The organism is Acinetobacter sp. VT 511, assembly GCF_001077515.1.
GTDB lineage: Bacteria > Pseudomonadota > Gammaproteobacteria > Pseudomonadales > Moraxellaceae > Acinetobacter > Acinetobacter schindleri.
Genome location: NZ_LFRE01000073.1, coordinates 156,560 through 182,682, shown reverse-complemented (window position 1 = coordinate 182,682; position 26,123 = coordinate 156,560). Strand labels below are relative to the sequence as shown.

Annotated in this window: 21 protein-coding genes, 2 tRNA genes and 1 pseudogene; 10 read left to right on the top strand and 14 right to left on the bottom strand. The window is 43.0% G+C overall.

Features of this window, described 5'->3' with window-relative positions; translation table 11 throughout:
* Positions 1-221: 221 nt before the first annotated feature.
* The gene (locus ACS72_RS11630) at positions 222-827 is read right to left on the bottom strand and encodes a sterol desaturase family protein (protein WP_048882212.1); all 606 of its coding nucleotides are present in this window, start codon (positions 825-827) and stop codon (positions 222-224) included.
* Positions 828-929: 102 nt separating this feature from the next.
* Between ACS72_RS11630 and ACS72_RS11625 the strand changes: the two genes are divergently transcribed.
* Entirely contained in the window at positions 930-1,997 is a 1,068-nt protein-coding gene (locus tag ACS72_RS11625; protein WP_048882211.1) for an AraC family transcriptional regulator, read from the top strand.
* 131 nt (positions 1,998-2,128) lie between these two features.
* On the opposite strand, the gene ACS72_RS11620 is transcribed toward ACS72_RS11625, so the two are convergent.
* Entirely contained in the window at positions 2,129-2,374 is a 246-nt protein-coding gene (locus tag ACS72_RS11620; protein ID WP_004813651.1) for a hypothetical protein, read from the bottom strand.
* 80 nt (positions 2,375-2,454) lie between these two features.
* A complete protein-coding gene (locus tag ACS72_RS11615; protein WP_048882210.1) occupies positions 2,455-3,573 on the bottom strand; it encodes a DNA/RNA non-specific endonuclease in 1,119 nt (372 codons plus the stop codon).
* Between the two features lie 267 nt (positions 3,574-3,840).
* Between ACS72_RS11615 and ACS72_RS11610 the strand changes: the two genes are divergently transcribed.
* The gene (locus tag ACS72_RS11610; protein ID WP_048882209.1) at positions 3,841-4,302 is read left to right on the top strand and encodes a hypothetical protein; all 462 of its coding nucleotides are present in this window, start codon (positions 3,841-3,843) and stop codon (positions 4,300-4,302) included.
* Positions 4,303-4,368: 66 nt separating this feature from the next.
* Here ACS72_RS11610 and ACS72_RS11605 read toward each other — a convergent pair whose 3' ends face one another.
* Positions 4,369-6,249, bottom strand: a complete 1,881-nt coding sequence (locus tag ACS72_RS11605; RefSeq protein WP_048882208.1) for a potassium transporter Kup — start codon at positions 6,247-6,249, stop codon at positions 4,369-4,371.
* 120 nt (positions 6,250-6,369) lie between these two features.
* Here ACS72_RS11605 and ACS72_RS11600 point away from each other — a divergent pair.
* The 4 genes from ACS72_RS11600 to ACS72_RS11585 all read left to right on the top strand — a co-directional run bounded on the left by ACS72_RS11600 (position 6,370) and on the right by ACS72_RS11585 (position 8,061).
* A tRNA-Ser gene (locus ACS72_RS11600) sits at positions 6,370-6,460 on the top strand.
* 466 nt (positions 6,461-6,926) lie between these two features.
* Complete coding sequence (locus ACS72_RS11595; RefSeq protein WP_004813657.1) at positions 6,927-7,277, top strand: hypothetical protein; 351 nt, start codon at positions 6,927-6,929, stop codon at positions 7,275-7,277.
* A 261-nt stretch (positions 7,278-7,538) separates the two neighbouring features.
* The gene (locus ACS72_RS11590; protein ID WP_004813658.1) at positions 7,539-7,766 is read left to right on the top strand and encodes a hypothetical protein; all 228 of its coding nucleotides are present in this window, start codon (positions 7,539-7,541) and stop codon (positions 7,764-7,766) included.
* Positions 7,767-7,985: 219 nt separating this feature from the next.
* A tRNA-Thr gene (locus tag ACS72_RS11585) sits at positions 7,986-8,061 on the top strand.
* Positions 8,062-8,145: 84 nt separating this feature from the next.
* On the opposite strand, the gene ACS72_RS11580 is transcribed toward ACS72_RS11585, so the two are convergent.
* From ACS72_RS11580 to ACS72_RS11560, 5 genes and pseudogenes are all read right to left on the bottom strand, one after another.
* A complete protein-coding gene (locus tag ACS72_RS11580; RefSeq protein WP_048882207.1) occupies positions 8,146-8,994 on the bottom strand; it encodes a cyclopropane-fatty-acyl-phospholipid synthase family protein in 849 nt (282 codons plus the stop codon).
* Positions 8,995-8,996: 2 nt separating this feature from the next.
* The gene (locus tag ACS72_RS11575) at positions 8,997-10,304 is read right to left on the bottom strand and encodes an FAD-dependent oxidoreductase (RefSeq protein WP_048882206.1); all 1,308 of its coding nucleotides are present in this window, start codon (positions 10,302-10,304) and stop codon (positions 8,997-8,999) included.
* A 413-nt stretch (positions 10,305-10,717) separates the two neighbouring features.
* Positions 10,718-11,596, bottom strand: a complete 879-nt coding sequence (locus ACS72_RS11570; protein ID WP_048882205.1) for a pirin family protein — start codon at positions 11,594-11,596, stop codon at positions 10,718-10,720.
* A 323-nt stretch (positions 11,597-11,919) separates the two neighbouring features.
* On the bottom strand, positions 11,920-12,483 hold the full coding sequence (ahpC, locus tag ACS72_RS11565) for an alkyl hydroperoxide reductase subunit C (protein ID WP_048882204.1): 564 nt from the start codon (positions 12,481-12,483) through the stop codon (positions 11,920-11,922).
* A gap of 167 nt (positions 12,484-12,650) precedes the next feature.
* Positions 12,651-13,265, bottom strand: a pseudogene (locus ACS72_RS11560) (TetR/AcrR family transcriptional regulator).
* Positions 13,266-13,409: 144 nt separating this feature from the next.
* On the opposite strand from ACS72_RS11560, the gene ACS72_RS11555 reads away from it, so the two are divergent.
* Positions 13,410-13,895, top strand: coding sequence for a hotdog fold domain-containing protein (locus ACS72_RS11555; RefSeq protein ID WP_048882203.1), 486 nt, complete (start codon positions 13,410-13,412; stop codon positions 13,893-13,895).
* Positions 13,896-13,948: 53 nt separating this feature from the next.
* On the opposite strand, the gene ssb is transcribed toward ACS72_RS11555, so the two are convergent.
* The 3 genes from ssb to ACS72_RS11540 form a co-directional block, all read right to left on the bottom strand.
* Positions 13,949-14,530, bottom strand: a complete 582-nt coding sequence (gene ssb, locus ACS72_RS11550; protein WP_048882202.1) for a single-stranded DNA-binding protein — start codon at positions 14,528-14,530, stop codon at positions 13,949-13,951.
* Between the two features lie 51 nt (positions 14,531-14,581).
* Positions 14,582-15,946: an MFS transporter gene (locus ACS72_RS11545; RefSeq protein WP_048882201.1), complete on the bottom strand. Its 1,365-nt coding sequence runs from the start codon at positions 15,944-15,946 to the stop codon at positions 14,582-14,584.
* A 154-nt stretch (positions 15,947-16,100) separates the two neighbouring features.
* Positions 16,101-17,189, bottom strand: coding sequence for a DUF475 domain-containing protein (locus ACS72_RS11540; RefSeq protein WP_048882200.1), 1,089 nt, complete (start codon positions 17,187-17,189; stop codon positions 16,101-16,103).
* Positions 17,190-17,411: 222 nt separating this feature from the next.
* On the opposite strand from ACS72_RS11540, the gene tenA reads away from it, so the two are divergent.
* Positions 17,412-18,080, top strand: a complete 669-nt coding sequence (tenA, locus tag ACS72_RS11535; RefSeq protein WP_048882199.1) for a thiaminase II — start codon at positions 17,412-17,414, stop codon at positions 18,078-18,080.
* Between the two features lie 345 nt (positions 18,081-18,425).
* Positions 18,426-21,257, top strand: a complete 2,832-nt coding sequence (gene uvrA / locus ACS72_RS11530) for an excinuclease ABC subunit UvrA (protein ID WP_005220621.1) — start codon at positions 18,426-18,428, stop codon at positions 21,255-21,257.
* A 146-nt stretch (positions 21,258-21,403) separates the two neighbouring features.
* On the opposite strand, the gene ACS72_RS11525 is transcribed toward uvrA, so the two are convergent.
* A complete protein-coding gene (locus tag ACS72_RS11525; RefSeq protein WP_048882198.1) occupies positions 21,404-23,107 on the bottom strand; it encodes a GGDEF domain-containing protein in 1,704 nt (567 codons plus the stop codon).
* Between the two features lie 1,129 nt (positions 23,108-24,236).
* On the opposite strand from ACS72_RS11525, the gene omp33-36 reads away from it, so the two are divergent.
* Positions 24,237-25,157 (top strand): porin Omp33-36, encoded by a 921-nt coding sequence (omp33-36, locus tag ACS72_RS11520; protein ID WP_048882197.1) that lies wholly within the window; start codon positions 24,237-24,239, stop codon positions 25,155-25,157.
* A 36-nt stretch (positions 25,158-25,193) separates the two neighbouring features.
* Here the strand turns inward: omp33-36 and ACS72_RS11515 are convergent, their stop codons facing one another.
* Positions 25,194-25,901 (bottom strand): ion channel, encoded by a 708-nt coding sequence (locus ACS72_RS11515; protein ID WP_048882196.1) that lies wholly within the window; start codon positions 25,899-25,901, stop codon positions 25,194-25,196.
* Between the last annotated feature and the right edge of the window lie 222 nt (positions 25,902-26,123).

Here is a 26,123-nt window from a genome sequence, read left to right as displayed (position 1 = left end):
AATAGACTACAGCGCTTGGTGTCAATATAACCAGTAAAATCTAACCATAACTCAAGTATTCATAACAACTTGTCAGCGTTAGGCTATATCGCTGACAGGTGTAAATATAGGTCAAAAAACACCCCGAATATTGACAATTTAAGCAGGATTTATTGACAAATCACGACAAAAATAGCGTGCAAATGCATTTTATTTCTTTATCTAAAACTTCTAGGTTTCTTTTAAGGGTTTAAGGCTCTATTTTTTTCAACCCATTTGGCTGGAAAGATCTGCTGAATACTGCTGCTCAGGGCTTGAGAAACCGGTTTGGGTAGATGGATGCCGAGTGGATTTTGTTCCTGTAATTCAGATGATGAGATCACCCGTGTCCCCATGACGTAGTCGAACCATGGCCGGGTTACACACCAGTTGGCATCCTGATTACTATTCATATGATGGTCATAATGCCAGGGAATTTTTCGCTTGGCCCACTCTGGTTCCAGATGTGCCCGACGATGCACATAATAATAATTGCAGGCACTATAAAGCACTGCGAGCGACATTCCTTTTGAAACCGGATAAAAGGCCAGACCAAATACACTGGCAACAACAACCAGAGATCCAATTTCATTACGGGTACGCCAGTTCTGCCAGCCTTCTACATAGCCATGATCAGAGAATGCCGTCTTACGCACTTCCCGATGATGCTCCCAGTGTGAACGCATGCTCTGCGGTACTGGACTGTAGCGAGCCTGACCTTTGCGAGGTATACCATGCAGAATATATTTATGTGCAAACCATTCAAAACCATTGGCAATTACCAGTCCTGCCAGAAAACCTTTTAGCATCGTCTATCCCTCCTTTTTATTTACTATAGGTGAGCTAAAAGGCTAGATATTGACCACAAAATTCAATATGATTGACAAAACACGACAAAAAAGAATTAAAAAATGCACAGCATACAGGACGATGCAGGCACGGTTTATGGAGGTCTGGGACATTTGTTGCTGGAGTTCTATCTATCCAAGCAACTCCCCATTCCAGAAAAACTACTCGCTATACAGGACGTTGAACGCTTTGAATTTGTCATCTGGCGTGAGTTGCTCATGCAATTACAGCAAAAGTTGCAGACTCCTGCCTTAGGCCTGGAAATTGCTAATTTCGTACAACCCCGACATCTGGGCATTATTGCCTATCTGGCGCTGTCCTGTGAAACCTTGGGCGAAGCCATGATGCGCTATCATGACTATCATCGTCTGGTCTATGACGGCAGTCCTTTAGAAGTCCGTGTCGAAAATGACTACCTGTCAATTGCCTGGGTCGATGTTCCTCTAAATCTGGCGACTCAATTGACTGATGAAGTCGCCATGGCATTGATGCTGAAATTTGTACGTTCGCTGATGGCTACCGATGATATTCACTTACATGAAGTCCATTTCCGCCAGCCGACCAACAAACATCTCAATCTGTATGAACAGTACTTCCGTTGCAAGGTTCGTTTTGATCAGCCAAAGAGTGTGATTTTTATGCATGTTTCTGAACTGGCAAAACCATTACGTCAAGGTGACCAGACGCTACAGAAGCTGTTAAAACAACAGGCAGAAGCCTTATTGGAAAAACTGCCGAATACTTCACAGATAGATCATCGGATTCAGCAGGCGATCCTGACCGGACTGCAAAAAAACATGTTTCAGATTGAGCATATTGCCCGTCAGTTACACTGGTCGGTTCGGCAGTTGCAGCGTCATTTGCAAAAACAGGGCAAGACCTATCAGCAGCGAATGCAGGAAATCCGTTTTATGCTGGCCCAACAATATTTGACCGATGAAAATCTAAGCCTGCACGAGATTTCCCTGTTATTGGGTTATTCAGAACAAAGTGCCTTCCAGCGTGCCTTTAAGCAGTGGACCCGCCAGACGCCGCAACAGTGGCGCTCAGACTATCTGAAAAACAAAACACAGGAGAAATTTTTAGATTACCCGATGCAGGCCAACCTCAATACCCAATATCAAATTTAGATTTTTGAATAAATACAATAAAGATAATTCAAGAGAAATAAACTTTTAAACCTGAATAAAAAAAGCTCATATTAATCCTGAGCTTTTTCTGTTTCACATGGAAGAGTCATGAAATTTTAAAAAATGACCCATTATAAAAATGGATTATCAATTTCCTGAGCGTCATCACGCTGGATCTTGTCAGGCAGATCCGGGGTATTTTCCAGTTGCTGTACCACATCATTGAGTAGCGCCTGCAAGGCCTTGGCTGCTTTCAGTCCGGCCTGATCCTTGGTTAACTGCAAGTTTCCATAAAGGCTGACACAGTCCACATCATTTTCAATGGTCAGGTCATGAATCGCATGTGATTCGGTGCCGTTTTCATAAGGTTTAAACATTTTTTTCTGTCGCTTCCTTGTTGTTTTTTAATTGTACCGGACAGATTTATGCTACCTGAATCCTGTCTGGCACAACAGAATTATTTCAAAAGCTGTAAAATGAACTGTAGCACTGCTTCCAGCAACTGCTTGATCAATGCACCTTGCGGATCATTATTGTCTGCTGCGTCACTAGTGGAGCCCTCAGATGTTGAAGTATTCCCGCTCACAGACGTACGACCTCCACCAGAACGTTTGAATTCCTCTTGTAATGCTTCCAGGTCATTCTTGGATACATCTTCGGCACACTGACTTTCTGCATCCCAGTTTGCATAGGTGATAGGCTTATTGGTCTTCACCTCGCTGGCTTTCAAAGGCAGCTTATAGGTATTACGTTTCTGTTCTTCAGTCAGTTGCGGGAAGATGTTGATATTAACCAGTTCCTCCAGGGCACAGACGCTGATGATCTGGACTTTTGGTGCCGGATTTTTCAGGTTGTTATCCACATAATACACCCCGGCTGCACCAGTTTTCGGCATATATACCGCTTTATAGGTCGCATTCGGTACGATTACACCTTTGCCAATCGTCTCCAGCTTTTTCGCGCTATAAACCGGTCCCGTAACCACATAGACATCCTGTTTCTGTTTAGTCACCACCGCACGGGTGGCTTCTTCCAGTTCACGCCACGCCTGCTGATTGTTCTTCGGGGCTTGCGGTACCATGTTGGCTAAGGAGAAACTGTCAAACTGTGCCTGCTTGGTTGGCATATCAGCATTTGGCGCCATATGGCCACGGTCATAGCCAGTACCACGGTAATCTGCCAGAGTTGCACGATGCGCCGAACTGACACGTTCTTCCTCATGGAAGCTGTCTTCACGCGGAATCTTTTGACTCAGGCGAGATGGCGTCAGTAATTCTGCCACCCATAATGGTGTTTTGGAGACACCAGAATACATGACATTAAAGCCGTTAAAGCACAGTGCATAGCTGTTCTTTTTTAAGCTGTCCTTCATTAAGTAGGGGGGCACATCCCGGTAAAACTGATCCAGACAGGCAGAATTTGATGGTGAAGACAGCGATACCCACTGGCTGATTTTTTCTTGACCAAAGGCAATCGCAAAACTACCCGATGCCACCACACCCAGGATAATTTTTACAGTATTTTCGTTAAGGAACTGAAAGACAGGATTTTTTTTGGTACGTTGCTTCTTGGCCATGATTACAGCTACTTTAGAACATCTACAGCGGGTGTTGCCGAGCTTAACAAGCCCTGTAAGCCGTGTATATCATGACATTTTTAATCGCTTAACAAATAAGCGATATGTAAATAAAAACCCATTAAATATGTAACAGCCTGTCGGTTTTTTACGAATACTTGAACTAGATTTCAACCCATTTATGTAGCTTTCCTTGCTGCCCACTCTTTAATTATGCAATTGTAAGAAACTCTAATTCCTCGAAGAAATATACGAAGGAGCATTGTGATGTTATCGCTGAAGAAAAACTCCCATACTTGCAAAACTCATTATTCAAAATTACTGGCTCTAGGTGTATTTACCAGTGTAATGAGCCTCAGTGCATTGGCTGAACCACGAGTACAGCCGGGCGAAACATTAGAAAGCCTGTCCAAGGTACGAATTAGCACCACTGTAAACGGTCAGAATGCTTCTCTGGAAAATCTGGTCAATTCTGGTCAGATTCGTTTAGTGCAGCCAAGTCAGGCACCTGCTATGCAAAATAATCCGTCGTCTGGCATACAATCTGGTCAGCCGGGCATGTCTCAGGCTCCGGGTATGATGCGCCATTCTCAAGATCCTGCCATGATGCGACAAGGTGCAACTCCAGACATGCAGCAGCCCAACGATCCCCGTACTCTGCCTGAGATGCAGCAAGATTCCCCGATGACACCAGCAGGCTCTACTGCTCCAGGTGTAACTACTCCATAACGGGTCTGAAACAGATATTAAAAAACCAGAGCTGAACTCTGGTTTTTTTCATTTTAAATATTGTTGCTAGATTTCGATCTGACTACCAAGTTCCACCACTCGGTTAGTTGGAATCTGATAGAAATCACTCACCGGACTGGTATTACGTTGCATTGAAATAAACAGTTTTTCACGCCATGGTGACATGCCTTCTCCGATTGCATGAATTACCCGGTCACGAGAGATAAAGAAACTGATCTGCATCAGATCATAGTCAAAGCCCCATTCCGTGTAGGCTTGCTTGACCGCCCGTGGAATATCAGGCTGATCCTTGAAACCGAAATAGGCATAAATCCGGTAAAAATGCTCATTCAGCTTTTCAACTTCTACCCGATCTTCCTCTCCCACAAAGGGAATATCCCGGGTAATCACCGTGACCATGATATTACGTTGATGCAGTACCTTGTTATGCTTGATGTTATGCAGCATGGCATGTGGTACGACATCCGGAGTTCCGGTCAGGAAAATGGCATCTCCCGGCACAAACTGGGTACCGCCACCGGTAGAAACACTCTTGATAAATAGCTCAATTGGCAAGGTATTTTGCTGCATACGTTTGAGTAACAGTTCGCGGCCATCCTTCCAGGTCATGAGTATCGTAAACAATACTGCGCCAAGCATGATTGGCACCCAGCCACCAGAATAGATTTTCAGTGAAGTAGATGCGACAAAAATCAGATCGAGCGCCAGAAAAGGAGCCGCGAATAATACTACTTTCCAGATTGGCCAGCGCCAGAAACCATAAGCTAAAATGGAGATCAAGATCGTGCCACAGAGCATGGTCATGGTTACTGCCACCCCATAGGCGCTGGCAAGTCTCGCACTGTTCTCAAATAACAAAATCAGAATCACGACCGAAATAAACAGCATCCAGTTAATAAATGGCAGATAAATCTGACCACGTTCTTCAGCTGAAGTATGTTTCACGCTCAAACGTGGTAAATAGCGCAACTGAATTGCCTGATTGACCATCGAGAATACTCCGGTAATCACGGCTTGTGAGGCAATGACCGCAGCAGCCGTTGCCAGACCAATCATTGGGTACAGGCTCCATTCTGGCAGCAGCATATAGAATGGATTAGCTAAAGCTTCTGGACTGCGTAGCAGAAGCGCACCCTGCCCTGCATAATTGAGTAAAAGACATGGCAAGACAATAATGAACCAGGCCAGACGAATTGGCAGGCGACCAAAATGTCCCATATCTGCATAAATCGCTTCGCCTCCGGTCATGGTCAGAATCACTGCGCCCATGGTCAGGAAAGCCACATAAGGTTGATCTACCACAAAATGATAAGCCCAATAAGGGTTAATCATATGCAGGACTGTCGGCGTCTGAATGATACTCCATAGACCAAAGCCACCAATCGACAGGAACCACAGTAAAGTCAGTGGACCAAAAAATTTACCCATGGTCCCGGTGCCATGACGCTGTACCAAAAACAGGCCAGCAATAATTCCAATGGATAAAGGCTCCAGCCATTTATTAAACACTGGCGTAGCAATACTCAATCCTTCAATGGCAGAGAGTACAGAAATCGCAGGTGTAATAATCCCATCACCAAAGAACAATGAAGCACCAATAAAGCCTAAAGCAATCAGATAAATCTTTTTCTTATCCGAGATTAGTGTGGTTCGCAGGTTGAGGGCCAGCAGTGACATGATGCCGCCCTCCCCATTGTTGTCAGCACGCATGATGATGGTGACGTATTTAAAACTCACTGTCAGCATGATGCACCAGAAGATCAGGGAGAGAATGCCCAGTACCGAGGCTTCGCTGATAGCAAGATGCGAGGTCAGGAAACATTGGCGTAGTGCATAAAGAGGACTGGTACCAATATCACCAAAAACGACCCCAAGCGCAGCCAGCGTAATGACTGGTAAAGCTGCTTTTTGTGCAGTACTTTGCATATATTGTCTTCGTTTTAGAAAGCATTTTTGCGAATCATAGCACTGCCTCCAAACTTTTTCTGCAAATCAATTGTTTCAAGCTTGGCAGACTGGTTTTTTTTCTATATCATCCACCGCCATGGTGAGGTGTCCGAGTGGCTGAAGGAGCACGCCTGGAAAGTGTGTATACGTTTATAGCGTATCGAGGGTTCGAATCCCTCTCTCACCGCCAAGATTCATGATCATGTAGCCACATGATGTCTTAAAAGGTCTGAATCCGAAGGATTTAGACCTTTTTTTGGCTGTAATTAAATATCATGCTGCAATTTCACTATTGTCTATTCCTCAACGCCTTCATTTTTTAGCTTTTAGAAAAGAAAAAATATTTAATCAGATTCTTTAATTTTTATGGCTTAATAAAGGAAAATTCATTAAGTTGTTGGCTAAATTCCATTTTTAGAAGTTACAGCAATTTTAATTTTATGAATCATTATCAAGCTTGTAATATTCTGCCAATTGTTTGAAAAGTGATCTAATATAAAATGTGTAATCAGAAGCTCGCTGTAGTTTCTTTTCCAATTTAATACCTCCTTCCTTATGATGGAGGTATTTTTTTATTTAAAAAAATCAGTTCTTATACAGTGGTGAATTCTCTTATACTCTTATTATTCAGCCCCGGATAACAACTAAAAAAGACGATGAAAAAACTAACCTTTACTACCCTGCTCGTTATGTTTGTTATTGCTGGTTGCCAAAAGCAGCCTGAGCAGGCAGAAGCCGCAATGTCGACAGATAAAAACTCTGTAGATGTCATTCAGTTTGAACAGGCGGATCAGAAAATCAGTGGTTTTCTGGACCAGTTAGATAACCCGGCTACGCCTATGGAACTTCGCAAGAAAATCATATGCGAAGATTATCCTGAGGTGTATTTCAAAGAATATGTACCTGCCTTTATAAAAATTGCGCCAGAAAACACAAAAGAACAGTTAGCACAGGATCTGAAGCTGGCACTGGATTTTTATAAGAAGAAGGACAATGTCGTTTGCTAATGCTTGTCTTCTAATTAATGAACAAATGAATTGCCCTCTTTTCCCTATATATACTTCATGAAAGTTATACAAAAAATTCAGTTACTGAATTCTAACTTGGCATAAAAATAGCTTAATTTTATTGTCATCATCGCTATGTTATGTTGCTCTTAGCGGGCACATAAAAGGAGAACAAAAACCAGTAGATCTAACCAACCACGCCATTGATCTTGATTCAAACTAAAAGCTAAAAGATAGACACACTGCTATTCGGGAGCGAACATGAATAACAGCGCAAACTATGCCAAACAGATCAAAAATGCTAAACGTGGCGGTTACACTCCGACCATTGCCAAAGACGTCAACAAACACAAGATTCAAAAAGCCCTCAGACTCATCGAACAGTGGAGAAGCCTCGCTCAAGAACTCAAACCCCAAATGCAGTTTGACATGGCCTTTACCTTGGAGGAATGTGCTCAGGATCTGGACCGTATCCTAAAAAGCCGATAAACCTAGTTTTTATTCATCTCTGAAACCAGTTTAAATTTTCCACCCTCGCCCACACTTTCGCATGTGGGCGATTTTCATGAATCCAGCTGATGTATTTCAAGTTTTGCAGCTTTTCGTATCATGCAGAATTCAATCAAACTTAAAATTTTACCAAAGCATTTAAACGGTTATTTTTTGGCTTGCATCACCTCAAAAAATCTGTAGAATGCACACCACAACGCCGGCATAGCTCAGTTGGTAGAGCAACTGACTTGTAATCAGTAGGTCCACAGTTCGAATCCGTGTGCCGGCACCATTTTCTTAGCCTCGCTTTTTTAGTGAGGCTTTGATGTTTCTGGAGTCTGCATTTTCTTCGGGCTTAATCTTTTCAGGCACTGTTCTAGTGCTTTGCTTTTGCGCTGATCTGCACATATCGCACCACACCTTCTTTAAAAAGCTTTCGGCATAGTTTTGCGGTCATCTGAATTTTAAATTCATCTAGTCTGGACGTCTTTACAGACTGAACCATTTTTTTTGAATTTAAATCCTGCTGTACATACCTGGCAAAACCGGCAAATACTGATTCTGACAGATCTTCAACCTGAACATCTGTGAATTCAAACTGATCCAGACATTCATATAGCGTACCGAGCGGCATCAAATCACTTAAATTGACATCTGCTGATTTCAGCAAAAGCTGGTATTTACGCTTTTGAAATGAATTTAAAGTTTTCCAGCGCTCAGACAAGACTAGATGATGAAAACCGATTCGCGCTTTTGAATTCAAAACTGGGACTATCTGTTCCAGCAAGCTTGGTACGCTATTGTGATAAGCCGCATCCAGACACAGCACAGCGTTAAACTTATGTGGGAAATGGATATCTTTTAGTCGAAGAAAAGAAGCATGATAAATTGCATTCAGTTCAGGTAAATGCTGCTGAATCCTGGTAACACAAGTTTTCTGTAGCTCTACGCCTGCCAGGTATTGCACCTGATAGTGCTGCTGCCAATGCAGCAGACTGGCACCCTGGCCACAGCCAAGATCCAGTAATTTATCTTTTGAATTTAAATGAATGGTTGCAGCCAGATGATCAGCCAAAGCCTGACAAGCAGCAACATAGTCCTGCTGCCCTGTCTGCCAGTAACCAAGATTGCTCCAGGGCAATAATGAAGTATCTCCAAGCAATGCCGCATTAATAGCATATTTATGCTCGGGTAGACGCTGCCGAAAGGCCTGGAACAGTTTCATGCTTAATAACCGAGTTGTGGTGCAACCTCAATATTCGGTTTTAATCCCTCGAATGGCAATGGTGCGCCAAAGATTTCTGCAATCTTCATCGCTGAAGTAACTGCAGATTCCAGAATTGGCAAGCCATCACATGACCATGAACCACAATAGAATACCTTACGGTCCTGATCCAGATGACGTTGCTGTAATTCCTTGTTCAAGGCTACAGTATGCGCATCAACCACTGCGCGGGTCAGTGTCACAGAAGAAATAACTTTCTTCTGATCGATATCAGTCACCGGGCGCCAGGTCTGGAATACCGGAGATTTACCCACCAATGTCGGTTCAACCGCATTGAGCCATACCGTGAACTGCTGACGGGTAAACTTGCGGTCCATCATATAGCTTAGTACTGCCCAGTCTTTACGTTTCGGCGGCATAACGCTGGTATCGGTATGAATTACCAATTGCCCCTGCTCAAACTGGAATTTTTTCAATAATTCAATATCTGTTGCAAACTGATCTTTATCAAGAAATTCCTCGATCTTATTGGTGGGTGTAGCAACGATGACACGGTCAAATAACTTGGAATAACCCGCCGCATTTTCTACACGGACCTGATCACCCTGCTGTTGTACCAGCGTGGTTGCTGCACCACTGACAATGTCGATGCCTTCAATCAGTTTATCCACCAAGGCTGGTGTACCGCCCTGCATACGCAATAATGCATCGCCATCTGTCAGCTGACGCAGGAAAATCAATAAGGGCTTGGCTGGCCATTCACCAATGGTTTTTGGGTTACAGGTACAGATGGTATACAGCACTGGCATCACCGCACCATGCCAGAATACTTCTTCAATATCATTGCGATTAATAAATTCTGCCAGGCTGATATCCTGATTTTTAGATTTAAAGAATTTGTTCAACGCTGTTTTTAGTTGTAATAAACCTTTAACCAGACGCCAGCCATACTGCTGAAGGCCTTTACGGTTATTGATAATCGGAAAGTTACCAATCCGGCTACGCGAAGTCGTCAGCCAGGTTTCAGTCCGGTCCTCAAATAACCAGCTGCATGCCATATAAGTGCGTACCGGATAGGTCTTGATCCCCAGATGAGTCGCAAGACTTAGCGTATTTTTCCACAAGTACGGATTCATCACACGCAAAGGAGCATCTACCAGCCCACCTTCAAACTCGAGGCTGTGACTGTCCATGCCGCGCCCTTGCAGCGCTTCAAAAATAGTGATGTGATGTCCTGCATCCTGAAGAATTCTGGCTGTAGCCAGTCCGGCCATGCCACTACCAATTACTGCGATATCCAAACTGATCATCCGTCATTGAGAAACTTTTAGAAATTATGTACCAAGCCTGCCGTAATTAGGCTATTAAAATCTTCCAGATTGCATTTTTTTCAGATGGACTAAAGCGCTTGAAAATTCATAATTTTTTACATTTTTAATATAAAAAGTTAACACTGTTTAAATTTATGCTTTTATTGATGTTTTTTGTATTTTTAAAAAAATTATCCTTTAAAAACAATATATTTAAATTAACCATTTTTTAACTTTCGTTTTACAAAAGATACAAGAAGCGCTATAATTTTCCGCATAATAAAATGATGACTCCATCGCCCTCCACAGTGTTGAAGTTATTTAAAAAATCTTATAATCAGAAGAACTTACAGCGCATAACTATTTAAAAGCCTCTGCACTGCAGAGGCTTCTTTCTTTCTGGACTGACATTTTTATTCAGCAGCTACTGGAATTTCTCCAAATTTACCTTGATTAAAATCCTGGAAGGCCTGGACAATTTCTTCCTTGGTATTCATCACAAAAGGACCATAACCTTGAATGGGTTCTTTCAAGGGTTCACCGGTCAAGACTACGAATTTGCTGTCCTGATAAGCCTGAATCTGGATTATAGGATCGCTATCCTGAGCAAATATCACAATAGAACTGTCCAGAACTTTCTGGCCAGCATTCACTACCAGCTCTCCACTCAATAGCACCAGCAAAGCATTATGACCGGCAGGTATCTGCAGCATCGTTTCATAATCTGCTTTGAGTTCACCATCCCAGACATTGACCGGACTAAAGGTATGCGCCGGACCATGATGCCCATCAAGTTCACCAGCGATGACCCGGATATGCCCTGCACCTTCATCCATTTCAATCCGGGGAATATTAGTTGCCGTCAGTGCCTGATAACGCGGTGTAGTCATTTTGTCTTTGGCAGGTAAATTCACCCACAGCTGGACCATTTCAAACAGACCACCATTCCGGGCAAAGTCTGGAGAATGGAATTCTTCATGCACCACGCCTGCACCTGCAGTCATCCACTGTACATCACCTGCCTGAATCGTACCGCCACCACCGCCAGAATCCTTATGTGTTACTCCACCCTGATAGGCGATCGTCACGGTTTCAAAACCACGGTGTGGATGTGAACCGACACCCTGCTGCACCGTAGTCGGATCAAAATGATACGGCGCTGCATAATCCAGCAACAGGAACGGACTGATGACCTGACCAAGACGGTCATAAGAAAACAGGTTTTTAACCGGAAATCCATCACCAACCCAATGCATGTGCTGACTACGGTAAACGCCTATGACTTTTTTCATCTTTTACTCCTATCTGAATAGGATAAACATGTATTCATTGTATGCGTTGCGGATAACTATCGATACTAGGCCAATGAAATGCAGTATCCCAAATATAAGACAATACTGGTGTCAGTACTGGTACCCTACAACTGGTTTATACCTTATGTAAAAGCCAGCGTCGGGTGATGAAAAACTGATCGAGCATCTGGTTGAAGGCTTGCTTGCCACAGCCGAAAGTCATCAAGGCTATATGATTTAATTGTCCTTTCATTTTCGAATAACCATAAAAAAATCCAGCGCTGAAGGCTGGATTTTCTTATGGTTGATAAAGATTTGTCGAATTAGATTTTACCTACCAGATCGATTGAAGGAGCAAGAGTCGCTTCGCCTTCTTTCCATTTTGCAGGACATACTTCACCTGGATGAGCATGTACGTACTGAGCTGCTTTTACTTTACGAAGCAGTTCCTGCGCGTCACGACCGATACCACCTGCGTTGATTTCAATGATCTGGATTTTACCATCCGGATCAATCACAAAAGTTCCGCGGTCAGCCAGACCTTCAGCTTCGATCAGCACTTCAAAGTTTTTCGCCAGAGTCCAGGTTGGATCGCCAATCATTGGATACTGGATTTTACCAATCACGTCAGACGTGTCATGCCAAGCTTTATGGGTGAAGTGCGTATCCGTGGATACACCATAGATTTCTACACCCAGTTTCTGGAATTCAGCATATTGATCAGCAAGATCGCCTAATTCTGTTGGACAAACAAAAGTGAAGTCAGCAGGATAGAAGAATACAACAGACCATTTGCCTTTCATGTCCTGCTCAGATACTTCAACAAATTGACCATTGTGATAAGCAGTTGCGTTAAATGGCTTAACTTCAGTATTGATTAAACTCATGTGATTTTTCCTATCAGTTCGCGGGAATTCATTCGATGAACTAAGAATACGCAAAAACTAATAATAGATAAAACCGTAACTTTTTATAAAAACTATCGGTTTTTTAGATTTATAAATTCTATTAATTTTTTACTTATTATCTTTTATTCCAATTTAACTCCTGACCTCTACCGAGAAAAATGCTGTAAAGAATCCCAAACTGACTGTGCCAAAGCAGATACGTGCTTTTGCGGAAAATCCTTGACTCGACCTGCCAGCCAGGCACGGCAATAGCTTTCTGTCGCGCCAATTACTAAAGAGGTCAGTAAAGCAGGTGGGACAGCTTGCAGACAAGCGGCATCTGACTGCTGGGCCAGCCATTTCTTTAAATCCTGATTGCGCTGGCTGGTACGCTGTTCCAGATCCTGACGCAGCTCTGAGGTATGTACCACATGATGGGCTGCATAGAGAAAACGGGCAAAATCTGGATAACTGATGACCCAATCAATATAACTTCGGATAATGGCATGAATACCCTGTTCAGCACTTTTCGCTTGGGATAAGGCATCTAAACGTCGGCTGGACTAATCCTTTAAAGCGGCTAGATACAGCGCAGCTACGATCCCATCCTTGTGATGAAAATGATGATAAATTGCGCTAACACTGGTTTCTGCCCGATCCCGAATCATTTCAATTGTCGTTGCAGCTATGCCACTCTGTACAAATTCCTGTAGTGCGCAATTCAGAATTTGACGCTTTAAGGCCAAGCGTCCCCCTGGATAACTCCCTTTCAATACATCCATACCTTGCATTCTCCTTAATGTGCTCGGCACCGTTAATCATTAACTTGTCTATTTTAAACACTTTTCTTGTGAGTCCTGCAAATACAGAATATTATTCTGTATGAGGATCTTATTATTATTCACCTCTTACGCAGGATCGCGATCATGAGCCAGGCTCTAAAAATATGGAAAACCTTTCACAAAAAACCAGGTGGTAAATACATATTTTCCAGATTACTTTGCATCAAAATACCTTATTTCAGCAGTATTTCCCCATTGCTCGAAACGCTTGCTCCGTATTATTGCGAAGTGAGCATGAAGAAACATGCGGCTGTACTCAATCATCTAGATACAATCCATGCGATTGCCATATGCAATCTGGCTGAACTGGCAGCAGGTACCATGACCGATGCCAGCGTCCCCAAAACCCATTCCTGGATTCTAAAAGGTATGCAGGTCGAATATCTTAAAAAAGCAACGACCGATTTAAGAGCCATTGCCACACCTGCAAAGTTAAATGTTGAATGGCATGAAATTGCTGAATACCAGGTTAATGTTGAGGTTCTGGATATGGCACAAGAAACCGTATGCCGTGCCCTCATCACAATGTGGGTATCTCCTAAAAAGAAGAAAACAAATAAACGTGTTTAAAAAACCCGTCGGATGACGGGCTTTTAAGGATGCTCTTCTGTTTTAAATTTTAATCAAAACGGTAAGTCATCATCCAGGTCTGCTGCAGGCGCTGCAACTGGAGCTGGTGCAGATTTTGGCGCAAAACCGCTTGGGTTGTTATTGCCATAGCCATTGCCACCCGCAGGTGCATTATTGAAGCCACCTTGCTGTGGTGCATTATAACCTTGTTGACCAGCATTGTTATTGCCATAGCTGCCCTGGTTATTGTTGAAACGTGGCTGTGCAAAACCGCCATTGTCTGACTGTTCACCTTGAGGACGGCCAGAATCCAGCATTTGCATCTGCTCACCACGGATTTCTGTGGTGTAACGCTCTTGACCACTTTGGTCTGTCCACTGACGGGTACGTAGTGAACCTTCGATATAGACTTTAGAACCTTTACGTAGATACTGCTGTGCAATTTCACCTAAACGGTTATGCAGCACAATGCGGTGCCATTCTGTTTGCTCTTTACGCTCACCAGTGTTCTTATCCGTCCACGAATCACTGGTCGCGATAGAGAATTGAGTGAGAGAACCCCCATTTGGGAAAGTTTTTGTTTCAGGATCTCGACCTAAAGTACCTACTAAAATAACCTTATTTACACCACGCATGAGACCTATACTTCCTATTTGTTTCTATATTTTACTTTATAAGAGTTATGCTTAAATGGCTACCTCTTTACCCAACAAGTGCGTTAATTGTTGTCGCGCAGTATCATTAATCTGCTGTTTATCAACCTTGACGTAGGCCACTTGCTGTTCAGGCATCACCACGACTTCTTCAATACCATGAATAGATAAAAGCTGTGAAGTCCATTCATCTGTTTGTCGATTTTCAGGCAGGCTTAACACCAGGGACGAAAGATAGCGCGGCTGAGCCAGACCAAAACTGATGAGCAGCCAAATTATAGCAACCGCAGTCAAAATACTCCAACCCATGGAAGTATCATTCAGCAACAAAAGTTGTCCGCCTAGCGTACCGCCAAAGAAGGCGCCGAGGAACTGACTGCTGGCATTCACGCCCATCGCTGTTGCCTTGGACTGAATTGGCGCAACCTTGGATAACCACGATGGTAATAAGGCTTCCATTACATTGAAGGCAATAAAGAAGATCCCTAAACCAGTGAGCAGGATATATTTCGATTCAAAGCCAAAAATCAGTACCAATAGGCCAACGATAATTCCCGCAATTGCAGTCAGGAAAATACCACGCATTTTGCGGTATTTTTCCGCCAGAATAATGCTTGGAAAAGCAAAGAACAGACTAATCACAAGTAAGGGCAGATATACCCAGCCATGACTGGCCAAAGGAATATTAGCGAACTCGATCAGCTGCGAAGGCAAATAGATAAACATTGCCGTTAATAATAAATGCAGGCTAAACACCGAAACATGCAGGCGATTCAGGTCACCCATTTTTAGGACTTGTTTCAGCTGGATCAGATACCCCTGCTGAAAATTACGATGATGACGGGTCACTTTTGGCACCATCAGCAGCATCGCAATTGCCGCAAACCCCATTATGGTAGTCACCCAGAACAGCCCTGAAATACCCACAAGACCCGTTAACCAAGGACCTAAGGTAAATGCCACCACAAAAGATAAGCCGATACTCATGCCCATGGTCGCCATGGCTTTCATGCGGTTTTCTTCACGGGTCACATCGGCAAGCAATGCCATGACCACCGCCGAAACCGCACCGCCGCCCGCGATGGCACGCCCAATAATCACTCCATAGATTGTGTCCGACATGGCGGCAATTGCACCACCCAGAGCGAATAGCAATAACCCGATGACCACCAACGGTTTGCGACTGAAACGGTCTGCAATCAGGCTAAACGGAATCTGTAGAATGGCCTGAGTCAGACCATAAACCCCCACTGCCAGGCCAATCAGTGCCGGCGTAGCATATTCATATGACTGTCCTGCAACCGAAAATACAGGGATAATCATAAACAACCCCAGCATACGCAGTGCAAAAATGCTGCTAAGCGCAAAGGTTGAGCGACGTTCTAGGGCATTCATCATAAATTATGGTAGTTCAATTGATGGATCTTCAGGCGAAGATTATAGGACATTCGGCCGGGATGGATGCAGGAATTTTATTTGAAATAAAGATGATGCTGATCTAAAAAATAAAAAAGCGCAGCCGGAGCTACGCTTTTCATTCAGGGTCAGCACTTTATTTGTCTAAAGCTGCCTGACGCTTCTTGTACTGAATCGAGGCAATCACGGCCCAGACAATAAAGGCCACACCGATCAGACCGGTCACCAATTCTGGTACATGCAGGCCGGTTCCGCTGGCAATCATAATGAAAGCCAATGCACCGATGGCATAATGCGCACCATGTTCCAGATAGATATAGGCATCCAATGTGCCCTGCTCAACCAGATAAATCGTCATTGAACGGACAAAGATCGCACCAATTGCCAGACCGAGCATGATAATCACCACGTCTGAGGTAATCGCAAAGGCACCGATCACGCCATCAAAACTGAACGAGGCATCCAGAACTTCTAAATAGAGGAAACCACCAATACCGGCTTTCACTACACCGGTCGGTACGCCATTTTCATCATGACGAACTGCATTGCCATTTTCATCCACTTCAGGTTCACCACCGAGCATATGACTCAGCACCTGCACCCCGATATAAATCACAATACCCCAGATTCCCGCCATGGTCACGACCAGACGTTTGGCCTCTACCACATTGGCCGCCATGATCAGCAGCGCCACCAGAGCAATAAAGACCGACATCGCCGGAACACTGGCCAGGTTGGATAAACGGCGTTCTACTCGTCTGAACCAGTGCGTATCCTTTTCTTCATCCAGGAAGAAATTCAGGAATACCATCAACAGGAAGGCACCACCAAAGGCTGCAATTTCAGGATGATGCGCCATCAAACGCGCTGAATATTCTTTTGGATCATTCAGGGCCAGACGCACCACTTCCATAAAGCCCAGGTCTGCAGTCACTGCAACAATGACCACCGGGAAGATCAGACGCATCCCGAAAACTGCAATCAGAATACCCACTGTCAGGAATAGCATTTTCCAGAAATGATCCCAGCCACGCAGGACAGATGCATTGACAACCGCGTTATCAAAGGACAACGACACTTCCATAATCGCCAGAATGGCGGTAATGGTCAGTGCTGTGAACATGGTTTGCAGGCCCGCTTCCGGACCATGGGTATAACCCCAATAAGCAGACAAACCAAGGCACACGATCGAAAATGCGATTGAGAAACCAAAATGTTTCAACATACAAATCGACCTTAGATAAATTTCATTGAGTGTATTTCTTTTATTGTAGGGAAATACCAAGACTAAAACTTGTCTCAATTATGAAACTTTTGCCACATAAACCAAAGCACTTCCTGAACCATTTTTGCGTATTTTCTGCTTTTCAAATCGGTTGATCTTTTCAACGGGTCGATCTTTGCTATAGTGCTGCATGCTTTGACTTCAACTGCTCAGGATTTCAGTATGAGTTTCTCTCAAGACGTATGGCAACGTAACCTCGAACTTTATCAAAAGACCTTGGCACTGCCTTTTAACCAGCAGCTGGCACAAGGCACATTGAACCGTGATGCCTTCAGTCATTATGTGATTCAGGATGCGCATTATCTGCTGGCCTATGGCCGTGCACTGGCAGTCTGTGCCGCCAAAGCCTTTGAGGCTGATGATGTGATCCAGTTTAGTGAAGCGGCTAAAATTGCGATTGTGGTCGAGCGCAGCCTGCATAATGGCTTTATGCAGGATTTCGGTATCAGCAAAGCCCAGTTCGAAAATACGCCGTTGACGCTGGCCTGCCATCACTATACTTCCTATTTGCAGGCGACTGCCTGGGCCGAAAGCTATCCGGTGGTGCTGGCAGCCCTGCTGCCATGTTTCTGGATTTATGCAGAAGTCGGCAAGGATATTGTCGATAAGGCCGCAGCCAATAATCCTTATCAGGCCTGGATTGATACTTACGCCGGGGAAGATTTCCATACTGCTGTACGCAATGTGATTGCAACTGTGGATCGCGTAGCAGCGCGTGTCGATGCCGACACCCTGGAAAAAATGCATACAGCCTATACCCATGCAGCGCGTCTGGAATGGTTGTTCTGGGACAGCGCATTTGAGCAACGCCAGTGGCCTGGTCTGGATTGATACAAGCTGAATTCAGCCCTGTTCAATACGGGGCTTTTTATTTTTTCTACAAAATTCTAAATAGGCACAATGATCCTAATTTTTATCTTGGATCGATGCTCCGCAATGCTAAGCACTCTGTGTTTTTTTACAGAGTTTAAATCCATGTTCAAATGCTTTGATTAAAAGCAGGACCAAAATTTTAATCGGAAAAAATATCTCATACATTTTTAACTTATTGCTTTGGTACTGATCTTTTGACCAATCACCGACATAACTTGACGTTTAAAATACTTTTATTTGCACTTGAACAATTTTCATCCGGTATCATATAAGGGTTTTTGATGAATATTCTAGGATCATTGCATGAGCCAAAGCCACATCCGTATTCGAGGCGCACGTACCCATAACCTTAAAAATGTGAACCTTGATATACCACGCGACAAGTTTGTGGTGATTACGGGACTGTCTGGTTCAGGTAAGTCCTCACTGGCATTCGATACCTTGTATGCCGAAGGTCAGCGCCGTTATGTCGAGTCATTGTCTGCCTATGCGCGCCAGTTCCTGTCCCAGATGGAAAAACCGGAAGTCGATTCGATAGAAGGCTTAAGTCCGGCCATCGCGATCGAGCAGAAGTCGACCAGCCACAACCCGCGTTCAACCGTGGGCACAATTACTGAAATTTATGACTATCTGCGTCTGCTGTATGCTCGCGTCGGTACACCTTATTGTCCAGAACATGACCTGCCGATGGTCGCGCAAACCGTGAGTGAAATGGTGGATGCGGTAAAAGGCTTGGAAGAAGGTACTGGCCTGATGCTGTTGGCGCCCGTTGTACGTGAACGCAAGGGTGAATATTCCGCATTATTTGAACAGTTACAGAGCCAGGGTTTTGTACGCGCCCGCGTGGATGGCGAGATCATGGAAATTGATCCTCCACCGGAACTGGATAAAAAGAAAAAGCATACCATTGAAGTGGTGGTTGACCGCTTTAAAGTCCGTGATGATCTGGGTAACCGTATTGCCGAGAGCTTTGAAACTGCCCTTCGTCTGGGTGGCGATATTGCCATTGTCTCGCGGATGAAAGGCGAACGGCCAGATCGTGTTTTCTCAGCCAAACATTCCTGCCCGAAATGTGATCGTGCGGTGGCGGAACTGGAACCACGTCTGTTCTCGTTCAACAATCCATTTGGTGCCTGCCCGGTTTGTGATGGTCTCGGTACGCGTAGCCATTTTAGTGCAGATAAACTAATTCCAAATCCTGAATTGAGTATCAGTCAAGGCGCAATCCGGGGTTGGGACCGTCAGCGTCCATATTATTACAGCATGATCGAAAAGGTCGCCAATCACTTTGGCTATTCGCTGGATACGCCGTGGAATCAGCTCGAAGCCGATGTTAAAAAGAAATTCCTCTATGGCACCGGTCGTGAAAAGATTGATCTGAGCTATATTGACGAACGCGGTCGCCGTCATAATCGTGTGATTGCTTTTGAAGGTGTACTGCCGCATTTGGAACGCCGTTATCGTGAAACTGAAAGTAATTATGTCCGTGATGATCTGGCACAGTACTTGTCCAATGCAGCCTGTGATGCCTGCGATGGTTCACGTCTGAATGAAATTTCACGTAATGTCAAAATTCTGGACAAGACCATTGCTGACATTACCCGCATGTCGATTGGTGACGCCGAAAGCTACTATCAAGGTTTGAATCTTGAAGGTGCCCGCGGTGAAATTGCCGATAAGATTTTTAAGGAAATCCGCGAGCGTCTGCACTTCTTGGTGTCTGTTGGTTTAAATTACCTGAGTCTGTCCCGTTCAGCTGAAACTTTATCTGGTGGTGAAGCACAACGTATCCGTCTGGCTTCTCAGATCGGCGCCGGTCTGATGGGTGTCATGTATGTGCTGGATGAACCCTCGATTGGCCTGCACCAGCGTGATAACGACCGTCTGCTACAAACCTTGGTACGTCTGCGTGATCTTGGTAATACAGTATTGGTCGTTGAACATGATGAAGATGCGATTCGTGCCGCCGACCATATTATTGATATCGGTCCAGGTGCCGGCGTACATGGCGGTCATGTGATTGCCGAAGGAACCTATCAGGAACTTGCTGAACATGAAGATTCCCTGACTGGTAAGTATCTGTCTGGCAAGCTGAAAATTGAAGTACCGAAAAAACGGACCCAACCACCAAAACCGGAAGAACAGATCAGGCTGATGGGTGCAGCAGGCCATAACCTGAAAAATGTCGACCTGACCATTCCATTAGGGGTGATGACCTGTGTCACGGGTGTATCAGGTTCAGGTAAATCGACGTTAATTAACCGCACCTTGTTGCCACTAGCAGCAACACAGCTCAATGGTGCGACTACTCAGACCTCAGAGAAATTTGATTCGATCGATGGTCTGCAATTCCTGGATAAAGTTGTAGATATTGATCAGAGTCCGATTGGACGTACACCACGTTCCAACCCAGCGACTTATACCGGTCTGTTTACTCCGATTCGTGAACTGTTTTCACAAACACAGGAAGCCAAGGCACGTGGTTATGCAGCCGGCCGTTTCTCGTTTAACGTGAAAGGTGGTCGCTGTGAGGCCTGCGAAGGCGACGGTATGATCAAGGTGGCAATGCACTTCCTGCCGGATATGTATGTACCGTGTGATGCATGTCATGGCAAGCGTTATAACCGTGAAACGCTGGAAGTAAACTACAAAGGCAAGAACATTTCTGATGTACTGGAGATGACTGTTGAAGATGCCATGCATTTCTTCGATGCCATTCCAGTGATTCACCGTCGATTGGAAACCTTGCATCAGGTTGGCTTAGGTTATATCCGTCTGGGTCAGTCTGCGACAACACTTTCTGGTGGTGAAGCACAGCGGGTGAAACTGGCACGTGAACTGGCAAAACGTGATACCGGCCAAACCCTGTATATTCTGGATGAACCGACGACTGGCCTGCATTTCCATGATATTGCCAAATTGCTGGATATCCTGCATCAGCTCCGTGACAAGGGCAATACCATTGTGGTGATTGAGCATAACCTGGATGTGATTAAGACTGCGGACTGGATCGTGGACTTAGGTCCTGAAGGTGGTTCAGGTGGTGGTATGATTATCGCGGAAGGTACGCCTGAAGAAGTGGCAAAGAGTAAGACTTCGCATACCGCGCGGTTCTTAAAGCCGTTATTGAAATAAGGAATCTCCCCTAGCCCCTCTTTTTAAAATAGGGTTAGGGCGGATTCTAAAGAATTAGATGTTGTGCTAAAACGGTGATTTATTCATCGTTTTTTTCATTCTAAAAACATGGATATATAAAGTAAAAAACGTTAAAAATATATGAATTAAACCTCAGCCACTGCATTACGTCCTTGACCTTTAGCCACAAACAAAGCTTTATCCGCTTTGGTAAACAGGCTGATCCAGGACTGCGCACCTATCGCCACCCCCACACTGACCGAGACCTGAATCTGATCACCATTTTCACTTAAAATATAAGCACCCTCTACTTCGCTTCGAATCTTATCGGCAATCTTACGGGCATTATCGAAGTCAATATTTTCAATCAGAACCAGAAATTCATCCCCGCCATAACGTACCAGTAAATCAGAAGTACGGACATTGTCCTTCAGGCACTGCGCCACAAACTGAATGACTTCATCTCCGATAATGTGTCCATACTGATCGTTCACCTGCTTAAAGTGATCAATATCAATAATCATCAAACACGTCTGACTAAACTGTGAAGGATGTGATTCCAGAAAACGAGTGTATTCCTCCAAGGCGAACCGATTCGCCAGTCCGGTTAAAGGATCGGAATGAGCAATATTTTTAAGCCTGAATTCTAAGGCATCACGTTGCTGCAACATCTGTTGCAACCTTTGAATGGCAGTAAATAAGGATTCAGATTTAGTATGGGCATTCGATGATAAAGCTTTGGTATCACCATTTTCCGAAAGCGTAAACAGAATTTGACGCGCTTCTATCAGCGGCTGAAATACACTTTTACGTGCAAAAATCATCGTCGCAATTGCTGCTCCTAAAGACACGAATGAAAGTAAAACTGTCCAGAGCAATTGCTGCAAATGAGAAGATTTTTCCCGCTCTGCAACCTGATTGCTGTACTCAAGTAAATAGCTTTGCAGGTCAACAACGGTAGCAAATTTATCAACCATCGCATTGGTGAGTTCTGTTCCTGTCAAATGATAAGGAACCTGCTGAATGCTCTCTTCCACCAGACTTGAAACGATCGGTAAGCCTTTTTGAATAAATACCGTATCGACAGCATTATGCAACCGGTTGAATTCTTCAGTCTTGTCCTCTTCCGGCTGCAATGTGCCGATTAAATCCCAAAGATAATGGATCCGATATTGGACTTGCATAGCACGGGTTAGGTTTGCAGCAGGAATCGGTTGGTCGAAAGTCACATAAGCCATGATTGTAGAGGCGGCACGCCCTGCCTGATCCCTCAAGTCAGATAAAAATAAAATCTGAGAAATAAAATTATTTTGTGAGGTAGAGGTGGTATTAGAAGCAATTACTACTCCTTTTAGGATAGTACGACAACTGTCCCAGGCCTTAAACATTGCAGCAATCGCTTGATCAAGTGCTTGAGCATTACGCTGTTCCCAAGGAATTTTTGCATAACGATCGATCTGTAAACGTCCCTGCTCCAGACTTGGTCGAACCGTACTTTCCAAACGTTGACTTAAATGCGGGAAGCCCACTTGCTGTAATACTTTTGCTGTATGCTCGAACTGCTGATCTACTTCTTTACGGTAAATTTCGAGTTCTTGTTGTCGTTGGTGAATTTCTTCAGGCGTACTGGAAAGGACTTTATTGGCAGGGGCTCTTTCCTTGGAAATCTTATTGGCCAGAATGGCAACTTCTTGCAAGGCATGTAATTCGTCAGAAGTACGCACAGCCTTAAGGTAACTTTGAGTGCTATTCACAATGAGAGGAATGCAAATGAACAGCAGACATAAAATAATGACAGACATTGCGCAATAAAGATGTTTACTGATTTGTTCAGAGCGCAGAGTATTCATTGTCTTAGCGTACGCCCTCAGACTAATAATTAATAAAGTATTTGATTTATCTTAATTATTATACAAAAAATCCATTTCTTCAGAAAGAAAAAATTCTTTATATTAAATGCTTTTATATAACTTTACTGAACTCAAAAGTCATATAGATCTTAATTTATGTTCTTATATTTAAATTAAAAATTTTTAATTTCAGCAAATAACCAGCAGATGTATCAAACAATTTCAAAAAAATTGAAATTCGTATTGTTTACTGTTTACATATGCAACAATTAAGTGCATAATGCACCGCATTAGGGCGAATTAAATTTTTCCTCAGCAGATATTTTAATTTACCCGCAAATTTTGGCCAAAAAACCCCAATTTTCATTGAAAATTGGGGTTTTTTTTATCTATTTAATTTTTTATATAATATCTTAACAAAGATAATGCACCATTATAGTGCTTTTATTTCTTTTAAAATATACTTTGATTTGTTTAATATTTATACGTATTGATTAGTCTTTATCTCCTTCACTCATCTCTACTTAAGTTTCAGGCAAAAAAAAGCCCAACCTTGGGGAAAGCTGGGCCGATAAAACACAAAATTCGTGGAGAATCAGGTCAAATAAAGAATTTAAGTAAATACATCATCTAACTTGATGAATTAATTATCGTAACTTTCATGTAAAATGTAAAGCATATTAAATTAGTTGGATTTGATATTTGTCTGTTTTTTACACAAAATTAGATTTAATTTAAATAAAAAATAAATTTAATGAATTAGAAAAGAATTATTGAATCAACTAAATAAGTGATCTAGGCATTCTTAATCATTTATATGGAGAGGTTTGACTCTATAGAATTGGTTTTTCCAATTCTTATATACATTTGAATTAAATTAAACAATAACCACCTGTTATAAATGTGAATTTTCACGTGTTTTATATTATTTCTTTTTATTTAAGTAATTATTTGTTCTATCAGTATTTTTTTTAGGACTAAGCAGTTAAATAATAAATTCACAATCTTTACAAAAACATAACAATTAGAAAATTCATATTTATATGATTTTAAAAGGTTTATTGACTTAATAAATTGTTACAATACAATTACCCCTGTTTTACCTCCCTTTTAAAAAACGGTAATAATCATGAAAAAACTAGGTTTAGCCACTGCTTTATTATTAGCGATGACCGGTGCTCAGGCGTATCAATTTGAAGTTCAAGGCCAGTCAGAGTACATCGACAATACGGTAAATGACAAAGACTTCACTGGTGCTGTTCAAGGTACTTACTATCTCAAGGACGTTGATACTTCTAAAGGTCCTTTAGCTGAAGCAGCATTCCTAAACCAAGCTTCTAACGTGTCTTTAGCTTATACATACGGTGAATACGATGTAGCGGCAGATACTCGAGTTTCAGAAGAAGGTGTAAACCAGACTTCTCATACTTTCGGTGCGAAAGGTGAAGTCTACATTCCAACTAAACTTGTTCCAGCATATGCAAGCGCTTCTTATAGCCATACTATTACTGACGGTAAAGATGGCCAAAAGAATGACAATGGCGATCGTTATGCATTAGAAGTGGGTGTATTACCTATTTCTAACTTCCTGGTTGCAGTAGGTTATACAAGTGTTGCTGACCAGACTTCTTACGATGCTTTCAACATGTTTAACAACGGTGTTGCTAAAGCTGCTCTTGAGACGATGACTATCAATGAAGATCAAGATGCAATTACTGCGCGTACTAAATACGTAGGTGCAATCGATGGTACAAATATGTCGATCGGTTTTGAATCTGGTTTAGTTTACGGTGAAGACACTGCTTATAACCTAGGTACAACGCTTTACCTCAACCCTAAACTAAGTGTTGGCGTTTCTTATATGGAATCTAGCTATGCAGGTTCTCCAGATAAAGCTTTAGGTGCGAACGTAAACTACTTCGTTACTCCAGCAGTATCTGTAGGTGCTAGCTATGTTAATGCTAACTACGAAACTAAAAATGCTAATCTGGATCAAGATGTTGCAACAGATACCCAAACTGTGGGCTTGAATGCTAAATTCCGTTTCTAATTTCTGATTAGATTCTGAATACAAAAAAAGGACACTTTATGTGTCCTTTTTTTCTTGCTCTGATTTTCTATGCGGTAAATGAGAAATATATTGCAGCCCTACCAGTCGAGAGACAATCAGTGCCAGATACATCACGCCAAAGAACATCTGGATCATGGTGAGCATTCTGGCAAATGGACTCACTGGCATAGTATCCGCCAATCCTGTCGCGGACTGCACGCTAAAACTCAAGAACAACAAATCTAACCAGGGCTGATAAGCTTGTAGATCTGGATCAGCAAAACTATAGGGAACCAATAACTGACAGATACTATAAAGAAAAGCGAAACCCCAAGCCATCAAAGTAAAGGCTGCGCCTGCCGCAAATAATTCATCTTTGGTCAGGTAACGGTCATGAAACATATAACGCAATAAACCATAGGATGCACTAAAATAAGCACATGCTTCAAAGGCATGGGCGGTAATTAAGACCCAGACTTGTTTCATCCCGAATAAAACCAATGATGAAAAAAATAGCGCACCAACAACGAAACTTAATCCCAATAAGGTAAATACGGGAGTCTGACGAATAACCCTAGCGATCACCAGTAAAACCAATACGCCTAGTACCCAAGTTGCAGCCCGATAAGGTGCGTATTCATAGCTCAGTACTGACAGGATCAGAATGATGAATTGCAGACAAAGCAGCCATGCAGAAGGCAGGCGCTTAAAGGTCGTCCAGCACATTAACAAAGCTTGCTTCATCTAATCCTTCTTCTTCATGACACTACAATCTGCAGTTTTATTGTTATCTGCTCAAACTTAACATGTAATCATGTCATATGCAGAGCAGTGCTTTGTATCAAAATGATGTATTCATTTAAAAATATAAGCAGTTAAATCACATCTAATTTTTTAGTTTATTAATATAGATTTTTACTTCATCCTTTTACGAGCTAATCATCTATATTTTTATTAAAGAATAAA